This window comes from Vibrio sp. 2304 (genome assembly GCF_033339475.1).
Lineage (GTDB): Bacteria > Pseudomonadota > Gammaproteobacteria > Enterobacterales > Vibrionaceae > Vibrio > Vibrio alginolyticus.
In genome coordinates this window covers 332,615-357,128 of sequence record NZ_JAWOUQ010000006.1, presented here as the reverse complement: position 1 = coordinate 357,128, position 24,514 = coordinate 332,615, and the positions used below count along the sequence as shown (strand labels likewise).

20 protein-coding genes and 5 tRNA genes are annotated in these 24,514 nt (G+C 45.6%); 15 read left to right on the top strand and 10 right to left on the bottom strand.

From position 1 onward, the window contains the following. Positions 1-10 precede the first annotated feature (10 nt). Together vmeC and R7P64_RS14830 are read right to left on the bottom strand one after the other, a co-directional pair. Positions 11-1,117 carry a multidrug efflux RND transporter periplasmic adaptor subunit VmeC gene (vmeC, locus tag R7P64_RS14835; RefSeq protein WP_005379101.1) on the bottom strand — a complete coding sequence of 369 codons (1,107 nt, stop codon included), beginning with the start codon at positions 1,115-1,117 and terminating at the stop codon, positions 11-13. 18 nt (positions 1,118-1,135) lie between these two features. Continuing rightward, entirely contained in the window at positions 1,136-1,717 is a 582-nt protein-coding gene (locus R7P64_RS14830) for a TetR/AcrR family transcriptional regulator (RefSeq protein WP_005384254.1), read from the bottom strand. Positions 1,718-1,887: 170 nt separating this feature from the next. Between R7P64_RS14830 and rep the strand changes: the two genes are divergently transcribed. Then, positions 1,888-3,903 (top strand): DNA helicase Rep, encoded by a 2,016-nt coding sequence (rep, locus tag R7P64_RS14825; RefSeq protein WP_005379104.1) that lies wholly within the window; start codon positions 1,888-1,890, stop codon positions 3,901-3,903. A 74-nt stretch (positions 3,904-3,977) separates the two neighbouring features. Here rep and R7P64_RS14820 read toward each other — a convergent pair whose 3' ends face one another. Continuing rightward, complete coding sequence (locus R7P64_RS14820) at positions 3,978-4,391, bottom strand: c-type cytochrome (RefSeq protein WP_005384252.1); 414 nt, start codon at positions 4,389-4,391, stop codon at positions 3,978-3,980. A 335-nt stretch (positions 4,392-4,726) separates the two neighbouring features. On the opposite strand from R7P64_RS14820, the gene R7P64_RS14815 reads away from it, so the two are divergent. The 5 genes from R7P64_RS14815 (at position 4,727) to R7P64_RS14795 (ending at position 5,323) form a co-directional block, all read left to right on the top strand. Continuing rightward, positions 4,727-4,803 (top strand) — tRNA-Arg (locus R7P64_RS14815). Positions 4,804-4,836: 33 nt separating this feature from the next. Beyond that, positions 4,837-4,912, top strand: a tRNA-His gene (locus tag R7P64_RS14810). Between the two features lie 69 nt (positions 4,913-4,981). Further along, a tRNA-Pro gene (locus R7P64_RS14805) sits at positions 4,982-5,058 on the top strand. A 48-nt stretch (positions 5,059-5,106) separates the two neighbouring features. Further along, positions 5,107-5,182 (top strand) — tRNA-His (locus R7P64_RS14800). 64 nt (positions 5,183-5,246) lie between these two features. Then, positions 5,247-5,323 (top strand) — tRNA-Pro (locus tag R7P64_RS14795). 195 nt (positions 5,324-5,518) lie between these two features. On the opposite strand, the gene R7P64_RS14790 is transcribed toward R7P64_RS14795, so the two are convergent. Next, entirely contained in the window at positions 5,519-6,244 is a 726-nt protein-coding gene (locus tag R7P64_RS14790; RefSeq protein WP_005379107.1) for an HAD family hydrolase, read from the bottom strand. Between the two features lie 661 nt (positions 6,245-6,905). Here R7P64_RS14790 and R7P64_RS14785 point away from each other — a divergent pair. The 5 genes from R7P64_RS14785 to R7P64_RS14765 all read left to right on the top strand — a co-directional run bounded on the left by R7P64_RS14785 (position 6,906) and on the right by R7P64_RS14765 (position 13,522). After that, entirely contained in the window at positions 6,906-8,621 is a 1,716-nt protein-coding gene (locus R7P64_RS14785) for an ABC transporter ATP-binding protein (RefSeq protein ID WP_318118508.1), read from the top strand. 92 nt (positions 8,622-8,713) lie between these two features. Next, positions 8,714-10,267 carry an ABC transporter substrate-binding protein gene (locus tag R7P64_RS14780; RefSeq protein ID WP_005379109.1) on the top strand — a complete coding sequence of 518 codons (1,554 nt, stop codon included), beginning with the start codon at positions 8,714-8,716 and terminating at the stop codon, positions 10,265-10,267. Positions 10,268-10,414: 147 nt separating this feature from the next. Beyond that, positions 10,415-11,392, top strand: a complete 978-nt coding sequence (locus R7P64_RS14775) for an ABC transporter permease (protein WP_005379110.1) — start codon at positions 10,415-10,417, stop codon at positions 11,390-11,392. 2 nt (positions 11,393-11,394) lie between these two features. Continuing rightward, positions 11,395-12,345: an ABC transporter permease gene (locus R7P64_RS14770; RefSeq protein WP_005384239.1), complete on the top strand. Its 951-nt coding sequence runs from the start codon at positions 11,395-11,397 to the stop codon at positions 12,343-12,345. A 157-nt stretch (positions 12,346-12,502) separates the two neighbouring features. Continuing rightward, on the top strand, positions 12,503-13,522 hold the full coding sequence (locus R7P64_RS14765; protein ID WP_318123674.1) for an SPOR domain-containing protein: 1,020 nt from the start codon (positions 12,503-12,505) through the stop codon (positions 13,520-13,522). A 75-nt stretch (positions 13,523-13,597) separates the two neighbouring features. Here R7P64_RS14765 and R7P64_RS14760 read toward each other — a convergent pair whose 3' ends face one another. The 6 genes from R7P64_RS14760 to R7P64_RS14735 all read right to left on the bottom strand — a co-directional run bounded on the left by R7P64_RS14760 (position 13,598) and on the right by R7P64_RS14735 (position 21,289). Next, positions 13,598-13,741: a hypothetical protein gene (locus tag R7P64_RS14760; protein ID WP_012841245.1), complete on the bottom strand. Its 144-nt coding sequence runs from the start codon at positions 13,739-13,741 to the stop codon at positions 13,598-13,600. Then, positions 13,731-16,052, bottom strand: coding sequence for an acid phosphatase (locus R7P64_RS14755; protein ID WP_318123672.1), 2,322 nt, complete (start codon positions 16,050-16,052; stop codon positions 13,731-13,733). The genes R7P64_RS14760 and R7P64_RS14755 overlap by 11 nt, the downstream gene beginning before the upstream one ends. Before the next feature lie 261 nt (positions 16,053-16,313). Next, positions 16,314-17,873, bottom strand: coding sequence for a hypothetical protein (locus R7P64_RS14750; protein WP_318123670.1), 1,560 nt, complete (start codon positions 17,871-17,873; stop codon positions 16,314-16,316). A gap of 2 nt (positions 17,874-17,875) precedes the next feature. Beyond that, a complete protein-coding gene (locus R7P64_RS14745) occupies positions 17,876-18,448 on the bottom strand; it encodes a sigma-70 family RNA polymerase sigma factor (protein ID WP_104979902.1) in 573 nt (190 codons plus the stop codon). 2 nt (positions 18,449-18,450) lie between these two features. Beyond that, entirely contained in the window at positions 18,451-19,923 is a 1,473-nt protein-coding gene (locus tag R7P64_RS14740) for a chromosome partitioning protein ParA (protein WP_248487177.1), read from the bottom strand. A 13-nt stretch (positions 19,924-19,936) separates the two neighbouring features. Beyond that, entirely contained in the window at positions 19,937-21,289 is a 1,353-nt protein-coding gene (locus R7P64_RS14735) for a serine/threonine-protein kinase (RefSeq protein ID WP_005384231.1), read from the bottom strand. 219 nt (positions 21,290-21,508) lie between these two features. Here R7P64_RS14735 and R7P64_RS14730 point away from each other — a divergent pair, with 219 nt between their 5' ends. The 4 genes from R7P64_RS14730 (at position 21,509) to R7P64_RS14715 (ending at position 24,507) form a co-directional block, all read left to right on the top strand. Next, positions 21,509-22,516: a LacI family DNA-binding transcriptional regulator gene (locus R7P64_RS14730; RefSeq protein WP_318123668.1), complete on the top strand. Its 1,008-nt coding sequence runs from the start codon at positions 21,509-21,511 to the stop codon at positions 22,514-22,516. Positions 22,517-22,571: 55 nt separating this feature from the next. Further along, positions 22,572-23,507 carry a LysR family transcriptional regulator gene (locus R7P64_RS14725; protein ID WP_005379132.1) on the top strand — a complete coding sequence of 312 codons (936 nt, stop codon included), beginning with the start codon at positions 22,572-22,574 and terminating at the stop codon, positions 23,505-23,507. A gap of 269 nt (positions 23,508-23,776) precedes the next feature. Further along, a complete protein-coding gene (locus R7P64_RS14720; RefSeq protein WP_318123666.1) occupies positions 23,777-24,181 on the top strand; it encodes an SMR family transporter in 405 nt (134 codons plus the stop codon). Further along, positions 24,178-24,507: an SMR family transporter gene (locus tag R7P64_RS14715; RefSeq protein ID WP_005478614.1), complete on the top strand. Its 330-nt coding sequence runs from the start codon at positions 24,178-24,180 to the stop codon at positions 24,505-24,507. The genes R7P64_RS14720 and R7P64_RS14715 overlap by 4 nt, the downstream gene beginning before the upstream one ends. The last annotated feature ends 7 nt before the right edge of the window (positions 24,508-24,514 follow it).

Genomic DNA, 24,514 nt, shown 5'->3' with positions numbered 1-24,514 from the left:
TGCCTCCAACTTAAAGCATTGGTGTTTCAGCAGGTGGGGTAGTTGCATCGCTTTCGACAATGCTTACTTTCGCATGGTTACTCAAACGGACTTGACCCGACGTCACCACTACATCACCTGGCTTCACGCCTTCTAGAATGTGTGCGATATCTTTAGAGCGTTCGCCAACTTTTACCACATGCTGCTTAACGCGTTTTTCGCCATCTTCTTCTGTTACGATGTAAACATTGTCGCCATACAGCGTAAATGTGATCGCGGTTTGAGGTAGAGTGACCTGATTTTCTAATTTAGGCAGAATGATGTTTGCACGCGCGAACATACCACTACGTAGTTTGCCGTCACTGTTAGGGATATCCGCTTGAACTTGAATCAAACCACTTTGTACGTTTACAGCTGGTTCAATCGCAGAAATAGACCCTTTGAAAGGTTGGTCTGGATAAGCGTCAACAAAGATATCCACTTCTTGATCGATATTGATACGTGAAATATCGGTTTGTGGCACGGTGAAGCGCAAGCGCATCACGCTGGTATCTTCAAGGCGAACAATGTCGGTTCCCGCCTGTAGGTACTGACCGAGGTACACGTTACGAATACCTACCACACCATCAAATGGCGCTTTGATTTCGCGTCGGTCGATGGTTGCTTTCAGGCTTTCAATATCCGCTTTTAAGGAGAAGTAATTTGCTTCTGCTTCGTCATACGCTTCTTTAGAAATAGAGCCTTTTTTGAATAGGCCTTGGTAGCGTTTGTATTTCGCTTCTGCCGCTGGCAACTTAGCTTGCGAGCTCTTCAAATTTGCTTTTTCGACTTCAGAATCAAGCAACACTAATGGCTGACCCGATTTAACTTGAGTACCGGAATCAAACGCGATTTTATCGATAACACCGCTGGTCTCATTTGCTACCGTCACGCCTTGGTTTGGCTCGATAAAACCAATTGCTTCGATGACTGGTACCCAGTCCACCGCTTGCACTTCTGTCACGGTTACTGGGAACTCAGGTTCAGGACGGTTTGCCATGTATTCAGCGATCTTTTGTTGCTTAAATAAATTGAAACCTATCACGCTGCCGAACAAGAGAACGGCGATAAGTAACATAAAGAAAGTCCACTTTTTCATTCTATTAAGAACTCCAAGTTAGTGTTTAATAATTGCATCCCAACTGGCTTCAATAGCGGCCTCTAATGCCGTCTTATCCAGTTGATAAAATCCCAAAGCGTGTTTCCGAGCAAGTGCAACACTTGCCTCAAAACTTAATCCAGAAAGTACTTCGTTATCGAGAAGCTTGAATACTCCCTCGTCTTTACCCTGATTAAAAAGAAGATCTACTTGGGCAAACATTTGTCTCTCAAGTTCCCGAGCTTTGCTACTATTTGAACAGGGTAAAGACTCATATTGGACTCGGTTGCTGATCGCACTTAAGTTCGAGCTCGCTAAATTCCAAATATTGAGCCACATGGTTCGATAACGCTGTTTTAAAGGCATCTCTTCACTAACACCTAGTTGCACCGCAGTAGCAACACGCTTAGCAACGTTAAGGCGTAGTTCCTCTAAAAGATGTTCTTTATCTGAGAAATAACGGTAAATCGTCCCTGCTGCGACACCTGCCTCATTGGCGAGCTTTTGCATGGAAAGCCCTTGAAAGCCAGATTCAGCAATGAGTTGTTCAGCAGCGACTAAGATTTGTTCTCGTTTATCTACAGCAGGGTTATCCTTCATAATGTCACCCTTTAGTGAATGAACGTTCATTCATTATAGCTTAAATACCCGCCATTTATGCAACAGAATATTGCACTTAATTGGTGTAAAAATTACAAGAAATCAGCATAGCTTTCACGAGGCCACCCCTTTATCATAGGCGCCACATTCATCACCCGCAGAGAATTTCTATGAAGCTGAACCCTAGTCAAGATGAAGCCGTGAAATACGTGTCTGGTCCATGCCTAGTGCTAGCTGGTGCTGGCTCGGGCAAAACTCGTGTTATTACCAATAAAATCGCTTATCTGGTTCAGCAATGTGGTTACAAAGCGCGTAACATTGCGGCGGTGACGTTTACCAACAAAGCGGCACGTGAAATGAAGGAGCGTGTAGGTCAAACGTTAGGGAAAGGTGAGTCTAAAGGTTTGATGGTATCAACATTCCACACTTTAGGATTGAACATCATCAAGCGTGAGTACAAGCATTTAGGGTTGAAAGCGGGCTTCTCACTGTTTGATGACCAAGACCAGCTAGCTCTGCTCAAAGAGCTTACTGAAAAGCAGCTTGATGGTGATAAAGATCTGCTACGTCAGCTTCTGAGTTGTATTTCCAACTGGAAAAACGACATGTTGACGCCAGAGCAAGCCAAAGCGCGTGCGCAAGGTGAACAGCAACAATTGTTTGCGTTCTGTTTTGATATGTACCAAAAGCAAATGAAAGCCTATAACGCGCTCGATTTTGATGACCTAATTTTGATGCCCGTTTTACTCTTACGTAATCATGAAGATGTTCGTCAGCGTTGGCAGAATCGTATCCGTTACCTACTGGTTGACGAGTATCAAGATACCAACACGAGTCAGTATGAGCTGGTCAAATTAATTGTCGGAGAACGTGGGCGATTGACGGTTGTAGGGGATGACGATCAGTCTATTTATTCATGGCGTGGTGCGAAACCTCAGAACCTCGTGTTGCTGGGTGAAGATTATCCAAATTTGCGTTTGATTAAGCTAGAGCAAAACTACCGTTCAACGAGTCGAATCCTGCGTGCGGCCAACATTTTGATAGCTAACAACCCTCACGTCTATGAGAAGTCCTTGTTCTCTGAAATTCCTGACGGTGAAAAACTCAAAGTGTTGTTGGCTAAAAATGAAGAGCATGAAGCAGAGCGCGTAACGGGTGAACTAATTGCGCATAAGTTCCTAAACCGTACCGAATATAAAGATTATGCGATTCTATACCGTGGTAACCACCAATCACGTTTGATTGAAAAGTCTCTGATGCAAAACCGTGTACCGTATAAAATTTCTGGCGGCACCTCGTTTTTTGCGCGCGCAGAGATTAAAGACATCATGGCGTATTTGCGCGTTTTGGTTAATCCGGATGACGACAATGCATTTTTGCGCATTGTGAATACTCCACGACGTGAAATTGGCCCAGTAACGTTAGAGAAGTTAGGCAGTTATGCCAATATGCGAGGGAAGAGCCTGTTTGAGTCGAGCTTTGAAATGGGGCTCGAACAGCACCTAACGGGACGTGGCCTAGAAAACCTGCGTCGTTTCACCCAATGGCTAGTGGCGATTGCTGATCAAGCTGAGCGTGGTGATACCGTCGAAGCGGTTCGTTCGCTAGTTCGTGATATCCATTATGAAGATTGGCTATACGAAACTTCAGCGAGTCCGAAAGCCGCTGAAATGCGAATGAAGAACGTCTCTGATCTTTATTCATGGATAGTGGCGGACCTAGAGGGTGACAACTACGATCAAGAAGAGAAAACGTTAAAAGAAGTCGTTCAACGTTTGACCTTGCGTGACATGATGGAGCGCGGTGAAGAAGATGAAGACAGTGATGCAGTACAACTGATGACCTTGCACGCATCAAAAGGCCTTGAGTTCCCATATGTATACTTAATTGGGTCCGAAGAAGGTATTTTACCGCACCAAACCAGTATTGATGAAGATAACGTAGAAGAAGAGCGTCGCCTGATGTACGTTGGTATTACTCGAGCGCAACGTGAACTGACTTTCACTATGTGCAAAGAGCGTCGGCAGTTCGGCGAGTTGATCAAACCGACTCAAAGCCGCTTTTTGGATGAGTTGCCATTTGATGACGTTGAATGGGAAGTAAACAAAAAGCCAGTATCAGCAGAAGAGCGTATGGCGAAAGGTCAAGCACACATTGCCAATATTCGAGCAATGTTTAAGAAGTAAAGTAACCTTGTTCTCACTGACTAAAAAACAAAAAGGCTTGCCAACTGGCAAGCCTTTTTCGTTGATGTCTTTACTTATAGACCTTCAATCATGTGGTCAATTGCTGCGATGATTTCATCGTCAGAACAGTCCATACAGGTTCCTTTGGCTGGCATCGCATTGAAGCCTTCTAATGCGTGCTTCACTAACGTATCTTTGCCTTGTGCAATACGTGGTGCCCAATCATCGGCATTACCTGTTTTAGGTGCGCCGTTTACACCAGATGCGTGACAAGCAATACAAAAAGTACCATAAACTGTGGCGCCATCACGTGGACCGGTTGGTTCTTCTTTCACTGGCTCAGAACCCGCTAGATAAACATCACCGACAGGTTGGATGCGTTCTGCGATCGCATCGTATTCAGTTTGGCTGATGTCAGAAGCTAAAGCTGCCGTAGAAAACGTTAAGGCAGCGAACAAAACGCTAATCATTTGTCGAGACATATCCATTAAACCCACTTCACATTCCCGAGGTAAGTGACTTACCTATTTATATAGTTAGAGTATTAATGCCGAGCAGAGAAATCATTAAATTCCACTGAATGGCATAGAATGATTAGACAACTTGGTTGCAGCTGTTAAATCAATGTAAATAATGGGTGATTATATCCCGATAACTTGTTGCAATAAACAACAAGTTATCCATGACAGGGCGTGAATCACATCAAAAATCCACTTTAACGGAAGATAACTGTCGAAAAAGAGACCAAACGATAAAAAAAGTAAAAAAAGTACTAGACGGCATAGTGTGATATCCGTATTATTCCACTCCGCCGATAGGGCATGCGCCCGTAGCTCAGTTGGATAGAGCGTTGGCCTCCGGAGCCAAAGGTCGAAGGTTCGAATCCTTTCGGGCGTGCCATTGCCTCGGAGGATACATCGGTAAAAATCAGTGGTGGCTATAGCTCAGTTGGTAGAGCCCCGGATTGTGATTCCGGTTGTCGCGAGTTCAAGTCTCGTTAGCCACCCCATTCTTTCTTTTTTAGATTGAATGCGGTAGCATTGCTCCCAATCTTGATTCAATCAAGATAAAACATCGTCGGTGAATAGCGCAGCTTGGTAGCGCATCTGGTTTGGGACCAGAGGGTCGGGGGTTCGAATCCCTCTTCACCGACCACTATTTAGTTTATGGCTAAAATAGAGCGGTAAACAGCAAAAATTGATGGTGGCTATAGCTCAGTTGGTAGAGCCCTGGATTGTGATTCCGGTGGTCGCGAGTTCGAATCTCGTTAGCCACCCCATTAATTAAGGTGACTTCTTAGTTGAAGTGTCCTGTCTGATTTGAGAAAATCAGTAAATACAGTTCGGTGAATAGCGCAGCTTGGTAGCGCATCTGGTTTGGGACCAGAGGGTCGGGGGTTCGAATCCCTCTTCACCGACCACTATTTAAAGCCTCAGTCGAAAGACTGGGGCTTTTTTGCATCTCTCCTGAAAAGAATCGGCATTCCATTTCAATTTTCCCCAAAAGTGTACAGCTCTAGGGGCTTTTGACCACCTATGATCCAAATGCTTTTCGAGCTGACAAAATAAACCCCAGAGCAGTGTCTGGGGTTTTGTAGTTTTCTAATCCGCTGCTTTTATTGGGCGAGTGTTTTAAGGATTTCTTTCAGTTCTACCGTTTCTTGGATTTCAAAACTTGGCGTTATATCCGTTGAGTTGCTTGCGCCTGTCGCATTCACCCACACACTCAAAATGCCCATATTGTTAGCGCCAGCAATGTCAGCAGGTAAAGAGTCGCCCACGTGTAGAGCCTCTTCTGGTTTTACTTCGACCAAGTCGAGCGCTTTTTGGAAAATACTTGTAGCAGGTTTCTCTTCTGGCTCTTCTCCTCCCACAATAATATGGTCCACCCAGTTGCTCATTTGTGTCGCGTTTAATTTAGGGTGTTGAGAAAAAATCGGGCCGTTAGTGATCACGACGAGTTTGTAATGTTGACGAAGGTCGCTGAGCATTTCTTTTACACCAGGGAAGAAAGTGAACGCGCCCATACGTGCAGAGTCAAAGTAGTCTTGAGCTTGTTGAGCCTCTTTTGCAGTGATGCTGACGCCTTGCTCCGCCAAGATGTTTTGGATCAGGCCACAACGGAAGGCATTTTCATCGGGTAGCAGAGCCACAAGGTGAGGGAACTCAGCATTCAGCTTTTTGTATACACCCTGCAAGTAGCGCTGCAAAAACGCTTTTGGCTCGGTAACTTGTGGGTAGGTCTTATGAATCCAAGTTGTAAACGCTTGTCCTGCAACTTTATCGGCTTGTGACGTTGCACATAAAGTCTCGTCCATATCAAAAAAAATCGCTTTAAGCACAGGGGCTCCTTTTATTTACGGCTTGGCTTTGACACTGTTCATCTATTATCCCACTCTCAATTGTGTCGTAAAGGGTTAAAACCGGCGAGTTTTCTTATGACGTACGAATGAGGATAGCGGTACTTTCCTTTGCTTAGTCAATAAACCGCTTAAGTGGCGCATAATCTGCATTGGAGCATGATTTGTGTGGTTTTGCTGTTTTGTTCACGTTTTAACCTATCCTTTCTCTTCCTAAGTTTGGCTTTTTGTATTTGCCGACTATTTTATTAATAGTTTTTTATGTTGAAAAAACACTTTTTGCATATGATATTGTTTGTTAAATGTTAATAAATGCACATGAATAATATGGTTAATGATCTTGTTTAGCTCATGTTTACTTTTAGAGCATTTTTCTAGTTTTATTGGTGCATGACGCACAAAAATAGTGTGATATGAAAATGGTTAAATACTTGTTAATGCATTTTTATTCGCTAATTGTGCGTTTATTTAATGTTTTTTCGGCGGAATATACTTTAATTGTTGCTTTTTTGTGTGATTTTTGCCAAATTATTTCCGCATTAAGATTTCAGAGTATTATTCTGAATTTGAACGGATTCATTCAGGTGATGAATGGTGCCTTTGGCATGATTCGATACCACAGACAAGGCAGTAGAGGTCTGAAATGTCACTATTAGAAGTGAAAAACCTTCGTATTGAATACCCATCCCGACACGGCGTTCACGCTGCCGTGAAGTCACTTTCTTTTCATATTGAACGTGGTGAAATCGTGGGTGTTGTTGGCGAATCAGGTGCGGGTAAATCCACCGTTGGTAACGCTGTTATCGATTTGCTTAGTCCCCCAGGTCGCGTTGCTAGCGGTGATGTATTCTTGGATGGAGAAAAAATTTCTGGCCTATCACCAGAAGCGATGCGTAAGGTTCGCGGCTCGAAAATAGGTTTTATTTTCCAAGATCCGATGACCTCGCTCAATCCACTTTTTACTGTTGAGCAACAGCTGAAAGAGACGATCCACGCCAACATGAAGGTCTCTGATGAAGAGGCGTATCAGCGCGCGCTTTCTCTTATGCAGCAGGTTGGTATTCCGCAACCAGAAAACCGCTTAAAACAGTACCCGCACCAATTCTCTGGTGGTATGCGTCAGCGTGTTGTCATTGCTATTGCTTTGGCTGGTGAGCCTGATCTCATCATCGCGGACGAACCAACTACGGCGTTAGACGTTTCTATCCAAGACCAAATCCTCAACTTGATCCGCGAGCTGTGTATCAAGAACAATGTCGGCTGTATGTTGGTTACTCACGATATGGGTGTCGTCTCCAACGTCACCGATCGCGTGGCGGTAATGTATCGTGGTGACTTGGTGGAGTTTGGACCAACAGCCAAAGTATTGGGCGATCCTGATCACTCTTACACTCGCAGTCTAATTTCAGCGGTACCACGTTCAGACAGAAAGCTAGATCGTTTCCCGTTAGTAAGCTATATCGAAGAAGCGGCGGAAATGGAGCCACTCGATATCAAGAACCACTGGTTAGGACAAAGCCAAGATGAGCGTGAGTACACTGGCCCGCTTTTGGACGTGAAGAACGTCAATCTTCGCTTTGTGACCAAAGACTCTTTGTTCGAGAGCCGCCGAGAATACGTGCAAGCATCTAATAATGTGAGCTTTGAAGTGCACGAAGGCGAAACCTTTGGTTTGGTGGGCGAGTCTGGTTCAGGTAAATCGACCATTGCACGTGTGATTGCTGGTTTATACCAACCTAACTCTGGTCAGGTGAAATTCGAGGGCATTGACCTGACCGCTTTAACCTCTGAGAAAGAGCGCCGCCCGATGCGTCGTCAAATGCAGATGGTGTTCCAAAACCCATATACTTCAATGAACCCTCGTATGAAGGTATTCGATATTATTGCTGAGCCAATCCGTTTCCATAAATTGACGAAAAACGAGTCGGAAACTCGCCAAATCGTGAATGACCTATTGGATCATGTTGGTTTGGGTCGAATGGCTGGGCTTAAGTTCCCTCATGAATTCTCCGGTGGTCAGCGTCAGCGTATTTCTATTGCGCGTGCGTTGGCGACTCGTCCTCGACTTTTGATTTGTGATGAACCGACCTCAGCACTGGACGTATCGGTACAGGCACAAATTCTAAACTTGCTGAAAGATCTGCAAAGTGAGCTGAACTTGACTATGTTGTTTATCAGCCACGATTTACCTGTTATTCGTCAGATGTGTGACCGAGTAGGTGTGATGCAAATGGGTACACTTTTAGAAGTGGCACCAACAGAACAGTTATTCACGGCACCTCAACACGAATACAGCAAAAAATTGATTTCTCTGATGCCGGAGTTTACTGGCTTGCGAGAAGAGATCGAAACGGCATAAACCAAGCAATTCGCTTGGCTAACCTTTAGTCATAACAAAGACGCAAACACAACAACAAGGGATCCGTATCCCCGCATGAAGGAGTTATGCAAATGAAAACCATGAAAAGCAAATTAGCAGTGGCGCTAATGGCTGCGGGCCTAAGCTTTAACGCAATGGCAGCAGATATCAAAGTTGGCTATGCAGCTGACCCAGTATCGCTTGACCCACATGAGCAGCTATCAGGTGGCACACTGCAAATGTCACACATGGTATTTGATCCGTTGGTTCGCTTTACTCAAAAAATGGATTTCGAGCCTCGCCTAGCGGAAAGCTGGGAACGTATTAACGATACGACTGTTCGTTTCAAACTGCGTGAAGGTGTGAAATTCCATTCTGGCAATACTCTAACGGCTGACGACGTCGTGTGGACGTTCCAGCGTTTACAAAGCTCTCCTGACTTTAAAAACATCTTCGACCCGTACGAGAAAATCGTCAAAGTTGACGACAACACGTTCGATCTTGTAACTAAAGGTCCTTACCCACTAGTGCTGCAAACCGCAACGTACATTTTCCCAATGGACAGCAAGTTCTACACTGGCAAAACTGCGGACGGCAAAGATAAGTCTGAGCTAGTGAAGCACGGTAATTCATTCGCATCGACTAACGTTTCTGGCACGGGTCCATTCATTGTGACTTCTCGTGAACAGGGCGTAAAAGTGGAATTTGAACGCTTTAAAGATTACTGGGACAAAGAGTCGAAAGGTAACGTTGATAAGCTAACGCTTGTGCCAATCAAAGAAGACGCAACTCGTGTAGCAGCGCTGCTTTCTGGCGGTGTTGACATGATTCACCCTGTAGCGCCAAACGACCACAAACGCGTTGAAGATGCTGACGGCATCGACCTAGTTACGCTACCTGGTACTCGTATCATCACGTTCCAACTAAACCAAAACAGCAACGAAGCATTGAAAGACGTTCGCGTTCGCCAAGCGATTGTTCACGCAATCAATAACGAAGGTATCGTGAAGAAAATCATGAAAGGCTTCGCAACGGCCGCTGGTCAGCAAAGCCCGGCAGGTTACGTGGGTCACGATGACAAACTGGTTCCTCGCTACGATCTGAAGAAAGCGAAAGAGCTGATGAAAGAAGCGGGTTACGAAAATGGCCTGACGCTAACGATGATCGCACCAAACAACCGTTACGTGAATGATGCGAAAGTAGCACAAGCGGCGGCGGCAATGTTGTCTAAGATCGGTATCAAGGTTGATCTGAAGACCATGCCAAAAGCGCAGTACTGGCCTGAGTTCGACAAGTGTGCGGCAGACATGCTGATGATCGGTTGGCACTCAGATACAGAAGACTCAGCGAACTTCAACGAGTTCCTAACGATGACTCGTAACGAAGAAACCGGTCGTGGTCAGTACAACTGTGGTTACTACTCAAACCCAGAAATGGACAAAGTGGTTGAAGCTGCGAACGTAGAGACGGATCCTGCGAAACGTGCAGAAATGCTGAAGGGCGTAGAAGCGACACTATACAACGACGCAGCATTCGTACCGCTACACTGGCAAAGTGAAGCATGGGGCGCGAAGTCTAACGTGAAAGCGGCAGATATCGTTAACCCAATGGTAATGCCTTACTTCGGTGACCTAGTGGTTGAATAATCACGGTTAGTCGACTTTGAGGAGGGATGGGTTTCCCTCCTCAACTTAAAGCACTCGACTCAGTTTTGTTTCAGTCGGATTGAGTTGGTTATTTAGACTGAATTTTCTCTCTAATTTAGAGATCTATGGATAGTTAAGGGGCAAGGAATGTTTTCGTTTCTGGTCAAGCGCCTGTTTCAGGCACTGATAGTGATGTTTGTGATCAGTTTGGTGGCGTTTGCCATTCAGGACAACCTGGGTGATCCGCTGCGTGAGCTTGTAGGTCAGTCGGTTTCGGAATCGGAGCGTCAAGCGCTACGCGACGACTTGGGCCTGAACGATCCCTTTATCACAAAGTACACGCGCTTTGTGGGTAATGCATTGCAAGGTGATTTGGGTACCTCATATTTTTTCAAGCGACCTGCGGTTGAGGTGATTCTCGACAAGCTGGTAGCGACATTAGAGCTCGTGTTTGGCGCGACGCTTATCATCATTGTTTTCTCTATTCCGCTTGGGGTGTACTCTGCGATTCATCCTAAGAGTGTTTTTACCAAATTTGTCATGGCGATGAGCAGTGTCGGTATCTCGATTCCGGTGTTCTTAACTGCAATCATGCTGATGTATGTCTTCTCCATAGAACTCGGTTGGCTGCCTTCCTACGGGCGGGGCGAGACCGCTAATGTGCTCGGTTGGGAATCTGGCTTCTTTACCATTGATGGTATCAAGCACCTCATCCTACCTTGTATTGCGCTAGCGTCTATCATGTTGCCGTTGTTCATCCGCTTGGTGCGTTCAGAAATGCTGGAAGTTCTGAGTTCGGAATACATTAAGTTCGCCAAAGCAAAAGGTTTGAACTTACAAAAGATTTATTACCAACATGCACTTAAGAACACCATGCTGCCAGTATTGACAGTAGGTGGTGTGCAGATTGGTACCATGGTGGCCTACACCATTCTTACTGAAACCGTGTTCCAATGGCCGGGCACTGGCTTCCTTTTCCTAGAGGCAATCAACCGTGTAGATACACCGCTGATCACTGCCTACGTTATCTTTGTTGGTCTGATCTTCGTGGTAACCAATACCATCGTTGACTTGCTGTACGGCATCATCAACCCAACTGTGAACCTAACTGGAAAAGGAGCTTAATCATGAGCCAATCAAATTTAACACCAGCTCCTGCTCCATCAGCGTGGCAGCGTTTCAAAGAGTCAGATTTTCTGTATTACTTCAAACGCGACAAAGTGGCGATGGCGAGTTTTACCGTCTTTATGATGTTCTTAGTATTGGCATTGGCTGCACCGATTCTTGCGCCAACAGACCCGTACGATCTGACGTCTATCGACATCATGGATTCTGAGTTGCCACCTTCGTGGATGGAAGATGGCGATGAGCGCTTTGTGTTGGGTACTGACGAGCAAGGTCGCGATATTTTATCGACCATTCTTTACGGTTCTCGTTTGTCTTTGACGATCGGTTTTTTAGCCGTCGGTCTTCAGTTGATTCTGGGTATCATCATTGGTTTGTCGGCGGGTTACTTCGGTGGTCGTATCGATAGCTTCTTGATGCGCTTTGCGGATGTTCAACTATCGTTCTCGACCATGATGGTGGCGATCATCGTCTCTGCAATCTTTAAAGCCAGCTTTGGCAGTGATTTTTACAGCCAATATGCGGTGGTCATGCTGGTGGTGATCATCGGTGTGGCAGAATGGCCGCAATACGCACGGACTATTCGTGCCTCGGTATTGGCAGAGAAGAAGAAAGAATACGTCGAAGCGGCGCGTGTGATGGGCTTTAAAGCTCCGCGAATCATGTTCCGTCACATTCTGCCAAACTGTCTATCGCCAATCTTGGTTATCTCGACGGTACAGGTAGCGAACGCGATCATGTCGGAAGCGGCGCTGTCATTCCTAGGTTTGGGTCTGCCAGTCGATCAGCCGTCACTGGGTGCGCTAATCAGCATCGGCTTTAACTACATCTTCTCTGGTGCATGGTGGATTACTGCTTTCCCTGGCATCGTGCTAGTAACATTGGTTTTGGTTATCAACCTGTTGGGCGACTGGCTACGTGATGTATTCAACCCGAAACTGTACAAAGGATAAGAATTTTCCCACCAAGCGTTGTAAATTCACTTAATTCCTTCCTAAACTGAGAGCCGGATGCAAATTCCGGCTCTTTTTTTGCTAGTTATTCTTTGTTCACATTTTTTTGGCGCTTTTCCGCCATGATGACCTTACCCACTAATTTAGAGTGAAGTGTATGGAAATGAAGAAGGCCCAACGCCCATCTAACGTCTTCCAAGCAAGCCTGGCTTTGGGTTTGTTGCTGGTATGCGCCCAGTTTTCTAATCCAGTTGAGGCGGAGGAGTTCCTTTGCCAAGCCACTCAAGCCAGCGAGAAAGAATTACCGATGCTTGAGAAAACGTGCCCAATTGGTAACGGAGTATGGGGAAAGAAAGTGCCGCAGGGGGGCAACTACCTTTACTGGATTCAATGCGGATTGCTACCCAAGCCTATGTCTCTCGCGAAAGCTAAGCCTCTCTATAGTAAAATCACGACTGACGTATGGATGAAGCCTGAATCCAAAGGCTATCGCTGTTTGATTGGACCTTACAAGGCATTGTCTGATGCGAGGGATGACTTACGAGGAGTCAAAACCTTGTCGAATTACAAAGAGGCGTTCATCCGAGTGGTTGGGAAAGGGACGAAACAACCAGTAACACCACCTACACCTAAATCTACTGTATCGTCGAAATCAGCCGCATCTTCGGTTAAGCCAACACCGACGGTGACCCCGAAACCCGCGCCAGTTCCTGCTGTGCGAGCTGATACCGACGCCTTTAAAGCGCGGGCAGAGAAGCCAGATACCAAGGCAAAAAGTTCACGTGATAGCTCTTCGTCTACGCCTGTTGCTAAGACCAAAGCGAAGCCAATTGTCACTGGAAATGATGACATTGAAGTTCGGTTGAGAACTTCAGTACAGGGCAAAACGTACGTGGTCCCATATTTACTCGATCACCATAATCAGTTTTACATGGAACATGATAAGCCGTGGAACCGCCTCAACTACGAAAACTCGCACAAAGTATGTCAGCAACTGGGTATGAACTTAGCTAACCCTGCAGAGTTTAAAGCGCTGAGGGCGTCTGGGGTGATGGAAAAAAATCAATGGCCACTGCAACTGCCGTATTGGGGCAAAGATAAGAAAGGTTTGTTCGCCGATCGTGAGCCCAATCAGCTCACCGGGACCTCATTATTGAACGTGGTGTGCGTGAAATAACGACTCAGATATTGTGGTCAAAATATAGAAGAAAGCCCCGAGTTCGGGGCTATTTTGCGGTCTCAAATATTATCGCTATTTGAGTGGCGTTTCTTTGTGACAGTTAGAGCAGATATACACTTCTTTGATGCCGACCAATCGTTCCCAAAGTGTTCTGCGTCTTCTACGCAAATGCACGCTATCACAGCAAGGGTTAACGATGGTTGCTTTAGTCATCATCACCAGGCTCCAAAATCGGTAGTGAACTCGCGATGCTTGTCATGGCTTCTTTGCTGTTAGAGTACAGACCATATTCCGGTGCGGATTCATGACCGTTTTGTTCTTTACTCCAACGAATACCAATATAAAAGTCACCAAAATCGCGGTTGATGTAACGATGACGAGTTTTGTAATCTGACTCTGAGCCTGTTTCTTCTAGAATCAGCAGTTCACGGTCTTCATCATTCTGGATTTCCCAATTACCTGGAGTTTGGAATCCTGTTGGCATGAACGAAGTGTAGTTGTAAGTATCAGTGTCGTATTCGTACGCACCTGACGAGTATTTCAGGACTGTGTCGTCGCCTGTGCCATTACTTTCTACCATCAAGTCATGCTCTACCGTGCCGTGTTTGATGTGTTCTGCAACCGAAAGTGATTCTGCAAATAGGGTATTGCTTGAGTCCATCCAGAACAGCTCATCATCTGATATTTTAACGATCATTTGAGTGCCGTTATGCTCGGTTTTGTGCTGGTACAACATTTCATACTCGTCGCCGTAGCTGTTGTATAGCTTACCGTCTTTCAGCTCAACGTCGTTACAGTCTTTATTGTTGTATTCCGTGTAACCAGTTTGTTGGTCCAGATCGGCAAGAGTGGCGTAAGCATCGTGTTCCCATGTGTCTTTTAGGAAGTCACTGATGTTCGCTTTGTACTCTTGATTCATCTCATCGTGGTTTGAACCCCAGCAGAATAGTAGGCCTTCAGAATCTTGCATCAACATGGCGTAGCCAATTTCACCATCTTTCTGTGCAAAGCTACCCATTTTCCATTCTTGACCGTTGAAGTGCTCGTGAGTGAAGCCCAAAGTCGGTACTACTGGTGGTGGCGTGACGCCTTCGATAACCGTTGGCATGCTGAGCGCAATTTGTACCGCGGTATGGCCATCTGTTGCGCTAATCGCCAGTACTGCTCCAGCTTCACCTGCTTTTGTTGGTGTGCCTTTAATGGTGATAATTGCATTACCATCCTCAGATACTGTTAGACCTTCAATGTCTACATAGTCCGCTGAGTAGTCGGTAATTTGACCGTCTTTATCTTGGAACAAACCAGAAATATCGAGTGTTTGTTCAAACACTTCACCTTGTTGTAGGTACCAACCATCAACGATGGACTGCAGACGCGCTTGTTCTGTTTCTACAACCATTGGTGGTAAGTTTGCCGATTCGATTTCGAACTGAAATACGGTGCTTACCGTACCCAAAACCTTACCTGACGAATCAATGTCTTGCGCCGTTAGAACAATCTCAAAATCACCAGCTTTCTCTACGATTGCAGTTGGATGTAGAACAATCAGGTTGCCAGTTTGCACAACTTCAATGCCTGTGCCTGCAAAGTTGTGCGTCAGTTTGGTTGTCACAAGGTTTTGGTCTTTGTCTGCAAATAGACCTTCAATGTCTAGCTCTAAGCCATCAAAGTCCACGCCTTGTACGATTTTTGGTAGTTTTTCTAGCTTATCTTTAGCTGCCTTTTCGACGATTTTGTTTACGGTTAGCTTGTTATTAACTGCCGTTTCAGGTGCTAAGGTGTCGCTGTCTGGGGTCGCGTCAGTGATGATTGGACGTAGATTTGGGTCATTGATGTTTTCGCCAGATGCAACAAGACGTTCCACTTCTTGGTTTGCCGCTTGAGCAAACTCCGTGGCTTTTTTCTCGTAATTCGTTGGGTTTTGTGCTTTCGAGTCGGTCAGAATCTGAGCGGTTTTATGTAGTTCGGCGTTTTTTGTCGCACCTTCAACAAAATCACTGTACAGATCAATTGGTGCTTCTTCTGAGCCTCCTAGCGCTTGGTTTACTTTCGCTTTCGCGTCTTCTTCACTAATGGCTGGATCTTTTGCCATTTCAATCGCCACAAGATCCGTGATAGGTGAAATCACGTTTGATGATGTTGGTGCACGGAATACGATTTCGTGCGCCATAGCTTGGCCTGGATGATCCATATCTACCGTGTATTTGCCAGCGTACTCTTTCGCATCCAAGGCGATGAGCTGTTTCTGCTTTGAACCGTTTGGTGTGATGGTCTGTAGCGCTAGAGTGCTTTCTGGTTTTGCATCCAATTTCAGTTGACCTTTCTCATCGGTCAGACCAAGGAATGTTTCTTGAGTGTCCCATTGGCCGTTGTTGTTCGTATCTTCAAAAACAACGGCATGCTTGAAGTAGCCGTCAAAACCTGTGATCACAACGCCGTCGTTAGCACTGTTTGAACCACCATCTGAACCGCCACAGCCTGTAAGAGCGATAGCCACTGACGCTGCTAGTAAACTCACCTTATTCATTATTTATTTGTCCTTGTTTCGTTTCCGAATGAGAAAGTCGCTTTTTTTATTATTTTTTTCTTTATATCTCACTAGTGAGATATAAGAGAGTGGTGTCTTTTTAATGACTATTGAGCTTAGGTTCAAGACACGAAAATCCGCACAAAACCCGTAAAATTTATTTCTATTTTTTGTCTATGATGGAAAATTTATAATTTGATCACGGTTCCAGTTTTATTTTGGGAATGATTGTTTTGTTAAAATAACCACCGGTAAAAAGGTTTATTGGGTGTCGCTAAGGACAGGGGCGTGATAAATCATGTTGATCTTAAATTCCTCAACGCGATCAGCAAATTGAGGGTGAGGTTTAAGCACATAACTGTAGACTTCGCCTGGAATGAATATGTCGTAATCTGTGTATTCAAGGTTGTAAAACATAAATGTTCGTTGCCAGTAATTATCTGGCCAGTCAGCACAATGTATTGGTGTCACGCCGTCAAAATCCATTGAGCTAGAGATAATATCGGCAAACTCGCCTCGCCCCGCTACGATAGAGCTGTACCAGTAAAATAAATAATCATGACAAAAGAGGTCATGTTGATTTGATTTCATATTGAGATCAGAGTCCAGTTTGTGCACTGGTTCGTTACCCTGAACACTTCTATCAAATATGTAGTTGCTAGCAGTCCCGTTTATGTAACCTCCTCCTGAAATTGGAAAGAGGTAGTCAAACGACGTTCCTTGATATTCGTACTCGCCAGTGTGGACATTGATGCGCTTTTCCATGGACTGCTTGTTCTTTTGCATGGTATAGCTTTCGAATTGTTTACCATCAAACACGGTGGTGAAGTAGTTCCGAGTATCTTCATGAACCTGAGATGGGTATTCTTTTTTGATGGTCCAAATTTGGCGTACACCTTGGACATAAACGATCAACGAGTCATCACTGATTTTGTACTTGCCCACTTTTTTCAAGTCTCCCTTTTCAGGACACTGGCGTTTGTTGTGTGAGGCGGCATAACTTACTTCGCCCCCCTCAAACTGAAAGGCCTCGCAATACACCACTTCATACGCGTACGCGATACCTGCAAGATTTTGTGTCGTCTCTAGGCGATAAACTACATCGCCAACTAACGAGTGTTCTGTGTCATTTTGATCTGGTGTGATAACGGGTAACTCAAAGCGCGTTGTGACCCATGCATGATCGCTATTACCGTGATAATCATCGCGCGCTGCTACCGCCAAATATGTGGTGGTTTTTATTTCCTCAGGCGCTCCTTGCACCATCATTTGTCCTTGGTTGAGGACTCTTAACCCATTGGCGTTTTCAAGCCAAATCTGAGTGGTGAGGAGATCGCCATCTGGGTCTTCAAAAAGCTGGTTAAGGTTGAGCGAATAACTCACCGGAGAGTTTTGTTTCAGCTCCCAAGCATAAATAATGGTTTGTAGCTGCTGTTCCACAGTGAGGTTGATGATGGGTTTATTATTCTCTGATGGGTCCTCTTGTGGTCGGCTGTTCTTATCACCCAATGCTGACTCGTAAAACGTGTTGTCTTCTGTGGTATGAAATGGATTCGTAACAGGGCCTGGTTGTCCTAAAAGGGCGGAGTTAAATGCGTCATCTCCCGCTTTTTTATGAGTGCGATCCAACGCAGAACCTGTCAACGCTTGCTTTACTTCAACTAAAGATGTGCGCTCATATTGACGATGTGCTTGCTGGGTTGACTTGTCGGCGTTGTCTGACGAGTCTTCCACAGATGCCAAATTGTGTTTGTTTGAAATGAAGTAAATACCGAACAAACCGACGCATACTGCGCCGATTATCCAAAGCTTTTTGTTCATGATTACGTGTGCGCCATTCGTGATTGTAGCCAACTGCGAGAGAATTTGAGGTCTTTCTCTATCAGGCTTGCGCTGCATTCGAGTAGCTCACTGATTTCTTGGTTTTTCATGCCCATTAAATACTTGAGTTTGAGTGCGCTCGATTGGCGTGGATAGCGGCTACTGAAACTATCCAGAGCTTTATCCATGATAATCAATTGCTCGAAACGATCTTCTTCATCTCTCATCAATGTAATGTGTTGACGCTTTTGTGCTTGGTGCGAGCGTGCGTTGTCGATCAAGATTTGACGCATCACTTTGGCGGCCATCAAAAAGAAATCGCGCTTTGTTTCAATTTCACTCATGTCGCAGTTGGACATTTTCAGGTAAGCATCATGAATTAATGCCGTGGTGCTGTTGACGCTGTCTGCCAGTACTTTGTTGTCGGTGCCGTACTTTTCTGCATTTCGTTCACGCTCGTGTTGGGCGATCTTACGCAACTGTAAATAAGCAAACTGATAGAGCTCGCTCTCAGCTTGTTTATCACCAGATTGCCATTGTTGAATGATTTGTGTCAGTGCTACTGCTGTTGCCATGGTTATACATCCTCGCTCACTTTGACAAATTCAGAAATGGTGTGGGTTTCAATGCGATCAGAGCCGTCTTGGTTGCGCAGAACATTTTGTTGATAGCGATATAAAATGCCTTGCTCCCAAGTTGCACCAGCTGGCAAGTATTCCCAGGTGGTGTAATTGATTTCGGATGGGGTTGTTGACCAACGTACCATGACGTTCATTTGCGCGAGTTCGGCTTTGGGGGCGCTATTGTTGACCCACCACATGTCGGAAAATTCGCGGGTAACATCTTGGGTGTACAGGCTTATATCGGTTGGGCAGGTGTCCGTATTTTGCGGCAGTCGCATGACTTGTTGATGGCGCATCAATAGGCACGATTGTGTCATGGACTGTTGGTGGTATTCGGTTTGCTGCCACACACCGAGGTAGTCAATGTCGTGTTCGCTAGTATTGGGATACGTAAACCAGAGCATTTCTGTGCGGTTATTGTGTTGGATGTTTTTTTTACGCCCGAGACCTTGTACTTTTTCCATCAATAACTCGGTGCTCGGATCAAAATTGAGGGCAACGGAGCGGTACTTCCAGTCGCCTTCATCATCGAAGTCTTCGAGAGAAAAGCCATTCAAGTCGTTGCGGGTGCACCCTGTGATTGAACAACCAACGATATTAAACCAATCCGCAAACTTGCTTATCGGTTCGACGACATCTTCCGTGATAGGGCGTTTCATCGAGAGGAAGCAGCCTTGAAAATGATCGCCAATGCTTGGGTGTTCAATCAATGAGTCTTTGGTGATGGTGAATCGAGTTTCACCAATAGGAGGACGATATTTGGGATGATGCTGATAGCGTAGATCGTAAGCACAAGCGCGGCCTTGCCAATCCTTCTTTTTGATGACGATGTTTTTGAACGTCATGTCGCGAGGTTCAAAAATGATCTCATCAGAGGAAAAATTTTTTTCAATGTACTGCTGGCTTTCGTTTAGGTGCTCAATCGCCTCATTGACAGATACCCAATCGAGATTGAGGTAGCGTTTAGCGTCATCCAGGTAATTGAGATCAAGGCCTTTGAGCTGGCTTTGAAAGTGAGGATCAGAAAGCACACGGTTTGCTAGGACAATTTCCTCACGATTCTCAGGCGTGCTGTCGAGAGAAAGCAGCAGACGCGTCATATTGATGCTGCGGCTAGGTTTGGTTGTCGCCATCGTCGGCGTCAGCACTTCTTGGCTTGATAAGGTCGTCAGCAGATAACCTTTATCATCGTTACCAAGGAAGAAGCTAATTACATCACCGGGTTGGTAATGAAATGCTCCTTGTTGAGTGACGCCAGTGATATTGGAACTGGTTTTGTAATACAGGCCAGTCACTGGGGCGTCGATAAAGTAACCTTGCTTCAAGGTTGAAGCTGGTGGGTGTGAAGTGGCAGCTGAAACGTCTGCTGCCAACGTGGACGTAGCCGTCAATGCAGACAGCCAAAATACCACTGAACGTGTATACATCTTGTTTTAAGCCTTATTGGTTGGTGCTGTCCTTAGACGCACAATTTGGCTGACAACTCATTGGTGTAGTTAGGTGCTTCTCTGGCACCGGTGTCATCATCGCCAACAACATTTTTTGTTTTATATGTTTGGGGATATCTGGGTTAGAGAGTATCCGCCTTCGTGTTAACTCCATCATGGAGTTCACTGAGAGATGTTCGACATTTTGCCCCTTCGCGTGGAAGATGAGGCGAGTCATTTCGTACATCATATCTTCTGCAATCTTCTTCTCTTGTTGCAGCTGGATATTCTTTTGCATCATGGCGCTGCCAAATAACACACCAGAGAGCACAATGATGCCTGACAATACCGAAGCAAGGGGACGTCGCTGTACCAAGCGAAAGGCGCTATACAATGGCCAGTTTTTTTTCTGCTCGATTGGGCGGCGTTCGATAATTCGTTCGATATCAATGCGCAATGCTCTAGCATCGGTATATCGCATTTGAGTGGCAGGACGCGTTGCGCGTCTTATCACCCAGTAAACATCAGACCAAATTGTTGGTGATGGAAACATCAAAGCGAGAATTTTGCCCAAGGAGTACACGTCGCTTTGCTCTGTTAGAACCTGTCCTGCTTGCTGCTCTGGGCTGGCAAAATTTTGGCTAAACGCAATCAGCGCTGAGGGTGAATCTTCTCGGTTGGAGTGCGCTTTTTGAGTCAAGTTGAAGTCAAGCAGCTTGGGACGCTTGCTACGATCAATCAGTATATTTTCTGGTTTTAGATCGGCATGCAAAACCTGGTGCTGGTGGGCGTGCTCCATCGCCTGGCAGATCTGCTTAAACAACAGCAGCTTCTCCGTTTTTTCTAGCTTATTTTCAGATAGGTACTCATCCAAAGTTTGACCAAACACCCGCTCCATCACGATGTAAACCGAATCTTGATGGAGACCGCCGTCAAACACTTTCGCGATGTAAGGATGGTTTAGACGCGCGAGAAGTTGAGCTTCATCGAAGAGTGCGCGTTGCCCTAACACATTGCTCAAATTGCTTTGAATAAACTTGATAGCCAGATCTTGCTCGAACGTTTCATCTGCACGTAGAGCTGCGTATACGACACCCATGCCACCACGCCCCAACTCATGAGTTAGGCGGTACTTACTGATGATTTCTCCGCTTAGATCGACGTCTTGGTTCGTTGCCTGATGAGCACCAAAATAAAGTAACTGCGTTAGTTGTTCTTCCGGTGTCTCGTTGGCTAAAAGAGGAACGAGTTGTCGATACAGCTCAGGTTGACTTCGTTGCAATGCTTGGAGGTATTGCTGCTTTTGGGAGTCGTCCAGATCAAGCAGGTGGTAGTAAATCTGGGTTTCGCTAGAGCCTAACTGCACTGTGACTAATGTCTTATTCTTTTAGGTACGGCATTTTATAAGAACTTTGATATAAATGTCATTTATTTATTTGGTTTTGATTCACAACCCATGAAACGCAATTTGATGGCTAATGGAGTAATAACGTCATGATTTTGCGAATTATTTTCACTGAGCTTGTCGGCAGAGAGTCTATTCGTCATAATGTTACTTGTAACATTACTGATAAATCACATATTTATGGCTCAACAGAATAAGAAAACTCGTACGACATTGCAGGATGTCGCAGACCAGGTTGGTGTCACGAAGATGACCGTTTCACGCTATATGCGTAACCCTGAATCGGTGGCAGAAAAGACTCGGGCCAAGATTGCGACTGCGATTGAAGAGATGGGTTACATCGAAAACCGTGCACCGGCGATGTTGTCAAAGTCCTCCAGTAAAGCCATTGGTATTTTACTGCCGTCTTTGTCCAACCAAATTTTTGCTTCCTTTGTTCAGGGCATAGAGATGGTGACCAAAGCCAATGGCTATGAGACGCTTTTAGCGCATTTTAGCTACGATGAGCTTGAAGAAGAGCGCAAGATCGCGTCATTACTCTCTTATCAAGTCGATGGGCTTATTCTAACTGAAAGCCATCACACGCCGCGTACATTACAGATGATCAAAAATGCGGGCATTCCGGTGGTCGAAACCATGGAACTGCCATCGGAGCCGATTGATATGGCGGTTGGACTCGATCATGAAGATGCGTCGTACACCGTGGTTAAGCAGATGCTAGATACGGGGAAGCGTACAATCGTCTATTTTGGCGCGCGTCTGGATACGCGAACCAAATTGCGGATGCAAGGTTACGAGCGCGCGATGACAGAAGCAGGGCTAGAACCCAAACATGTATTAACTGGTGATCATTCTAGTTTTTCTTTAGCGCATGATTTGCTCGAACGCGCACTGGAAATGCACCCAACGCTCGATGGGGTGTTCTGTACCAACGATGACATCGCAATTGGCACCATGCTGAGTGCGCAGCAACGTGGCATTCAAGTTCCACAGCAATTGGCAGTGGCGGGCTATAACGCGCTGGATATCGGTCAAACCATCAGTCCGAAACTGACCAGCGTTGATACGCCGCGTTTCCAAATTGGTGTAAAGAGCGCAGAGCTATTAATTGCGCGCCTGAAAGGCGAAACGCAAGAAGAAAAAGTCTTCGATATGGGTTATCAGATCACGTCGGGAGAGAGTGTTTAACTAATTGTTAACTGCTCTTTGTATTCGCTCATCAATGGTATTGGTAGGTTAGGGTATGGCACATCAGCTGGATGCATTGGATCTCAACTTAATGCGTTTATTAAAAGCCGTGGTGGAAAACCGCAGCATCAAGCTGGCCGCAATGCAGCTTGGCATTTCTCAACCGAGCGCCAGCCGCGGCGTGATGAAGTTGAAGCAAGTGTTTGATGACCCGCTTTTTGTGCGTAAAGCACATGGGGTAGAGCCATCACCCATGGCGATTCGTCTCGCCGCCGAGTTCGACAATATGGTTGCACCATTGGAAAAAGTGGTGCAAGAATTTGAAGTGTTCGACCCACTGCAATACCAAGGGCAGATTGCGATTGTAACTGACCCTTATTTGATGGATGAGCAAGGGCAGCGACTGCTCACTGGTTGTCATCGAGCCTTTCCCAAAGCGCACTTTGCCTTTTCCAGCTGGAATACTTACTCGCACGATGAAATGTTAGAAGGTGAGCACGATTACTGCATTCTTGACCAAGAGACCGAGCTGTCGAAAGACATTTACATGCGCCCGTTATTCGTTGAAAAACGAGTGATTTTGGCGCGCAAAAACCACCCAACGTTGTCGAAAGTCAGCAATGATTGGGACACGGTGTCCAAACTACCACTCGTCTCTTTGCCTGCGCCTGCGTCATATAAACCGCTTTGTACCGTGGAGTCCGAGTATCGACGCATGGGTTATGAGCCAGTAGTGTTACTGAAGTCCTATAATTTGCGTTTAGCTTGCCAAATGTTGCAAGAAACCGACGCGATTATGTATGCCAGTCAAAGCTCGGCATTGTTGATGCCAGAACTCGCCTCTTACGCAATGCCACCCGTTAATCGTGAGTTTAGCCAGTTTGTGGTCTCTGGCGGTTTCCTTCAAACCAACCGCAACCATCCTTTGCACAGACACCTACATAAAGTGGTGCGACAAACCCTCAATACGCCGCTGATTTTTACGCAGTGACGTCACCTGATGGCATCAGCTGAATGAGAGAGCAGATGCTTTAACCTTATCAATGTTGTGTGATTACATAGACAACTTACTTCTTAAGATATTCAAAAATGAATATCTCAATTACCTGTCTCTTTTTCCTACCCAGCGCTAACCTTATCTCAAATAGTCAGGAGAAGTGGCTCATTTTTATCTTTTTAACTTTTTGAATGTCGATATAGGTACGCGACATTCACCATTCTCCGTTATGCATTTTTTTAATTTCTGATGGAGGATTAATCATGCTAGTTGCACGTCTATTTTTATTGCTCGCCATCGTTGCCGAAGTAGCTGGCACAAGCACTATGTCTCTTATCGGACAAGGGCACGGGTGGTGGGGCTACATCGTAATGTATGTGCTGATCGCAATCTCTTACTACTTTCTCGCGTTTGCCGCGAAGAAAATATCTATCGGTGTGGCATACGCTGTCTGGGAAGGGTTAGGTATCTCGTTGATCACCGTGGTGTCGATCATCGCCTTTGATTCCAACTTAAACCATCAAGAGTTGTTTGGTTTGATGTTAGCCGTTGTTGGCATTGTGTGTGTGACCTTAGGGGAATCACATGGTCAACCTAACGCCAAGAAAAATGCCGATAAATCGGCAAAAGAACGTTCATTTTCTACTAGTACAAGGTGCGAATCATGAGTCAATTTTTTACGATGTCATTTGGATTTGTCGTGATGGCTGCCTTGGTCGATATCATGGCCAATATGGCGCTGACACGCTCAAAAGGTTTTAAATATAAAGGCTGGGGCATTGCGGCGATTGTGTTGGTACTGACAGCATTCACGCTGTTGGCACAAGCGGTGAAAGAGATCGACTTAGCCATTGCTTATGCCTCTTGGGGTGCGATCGGTATCTTGGGTACCGCAGTAGGTGGAGCCTTGCTGTTTAAGCAGAAACTCAAACCAATCGGCTGGTTTGGTATCTTTGTGGTGATTGCTGCCGTCGTGGTGATGAAGACCGCTTGATGTAATT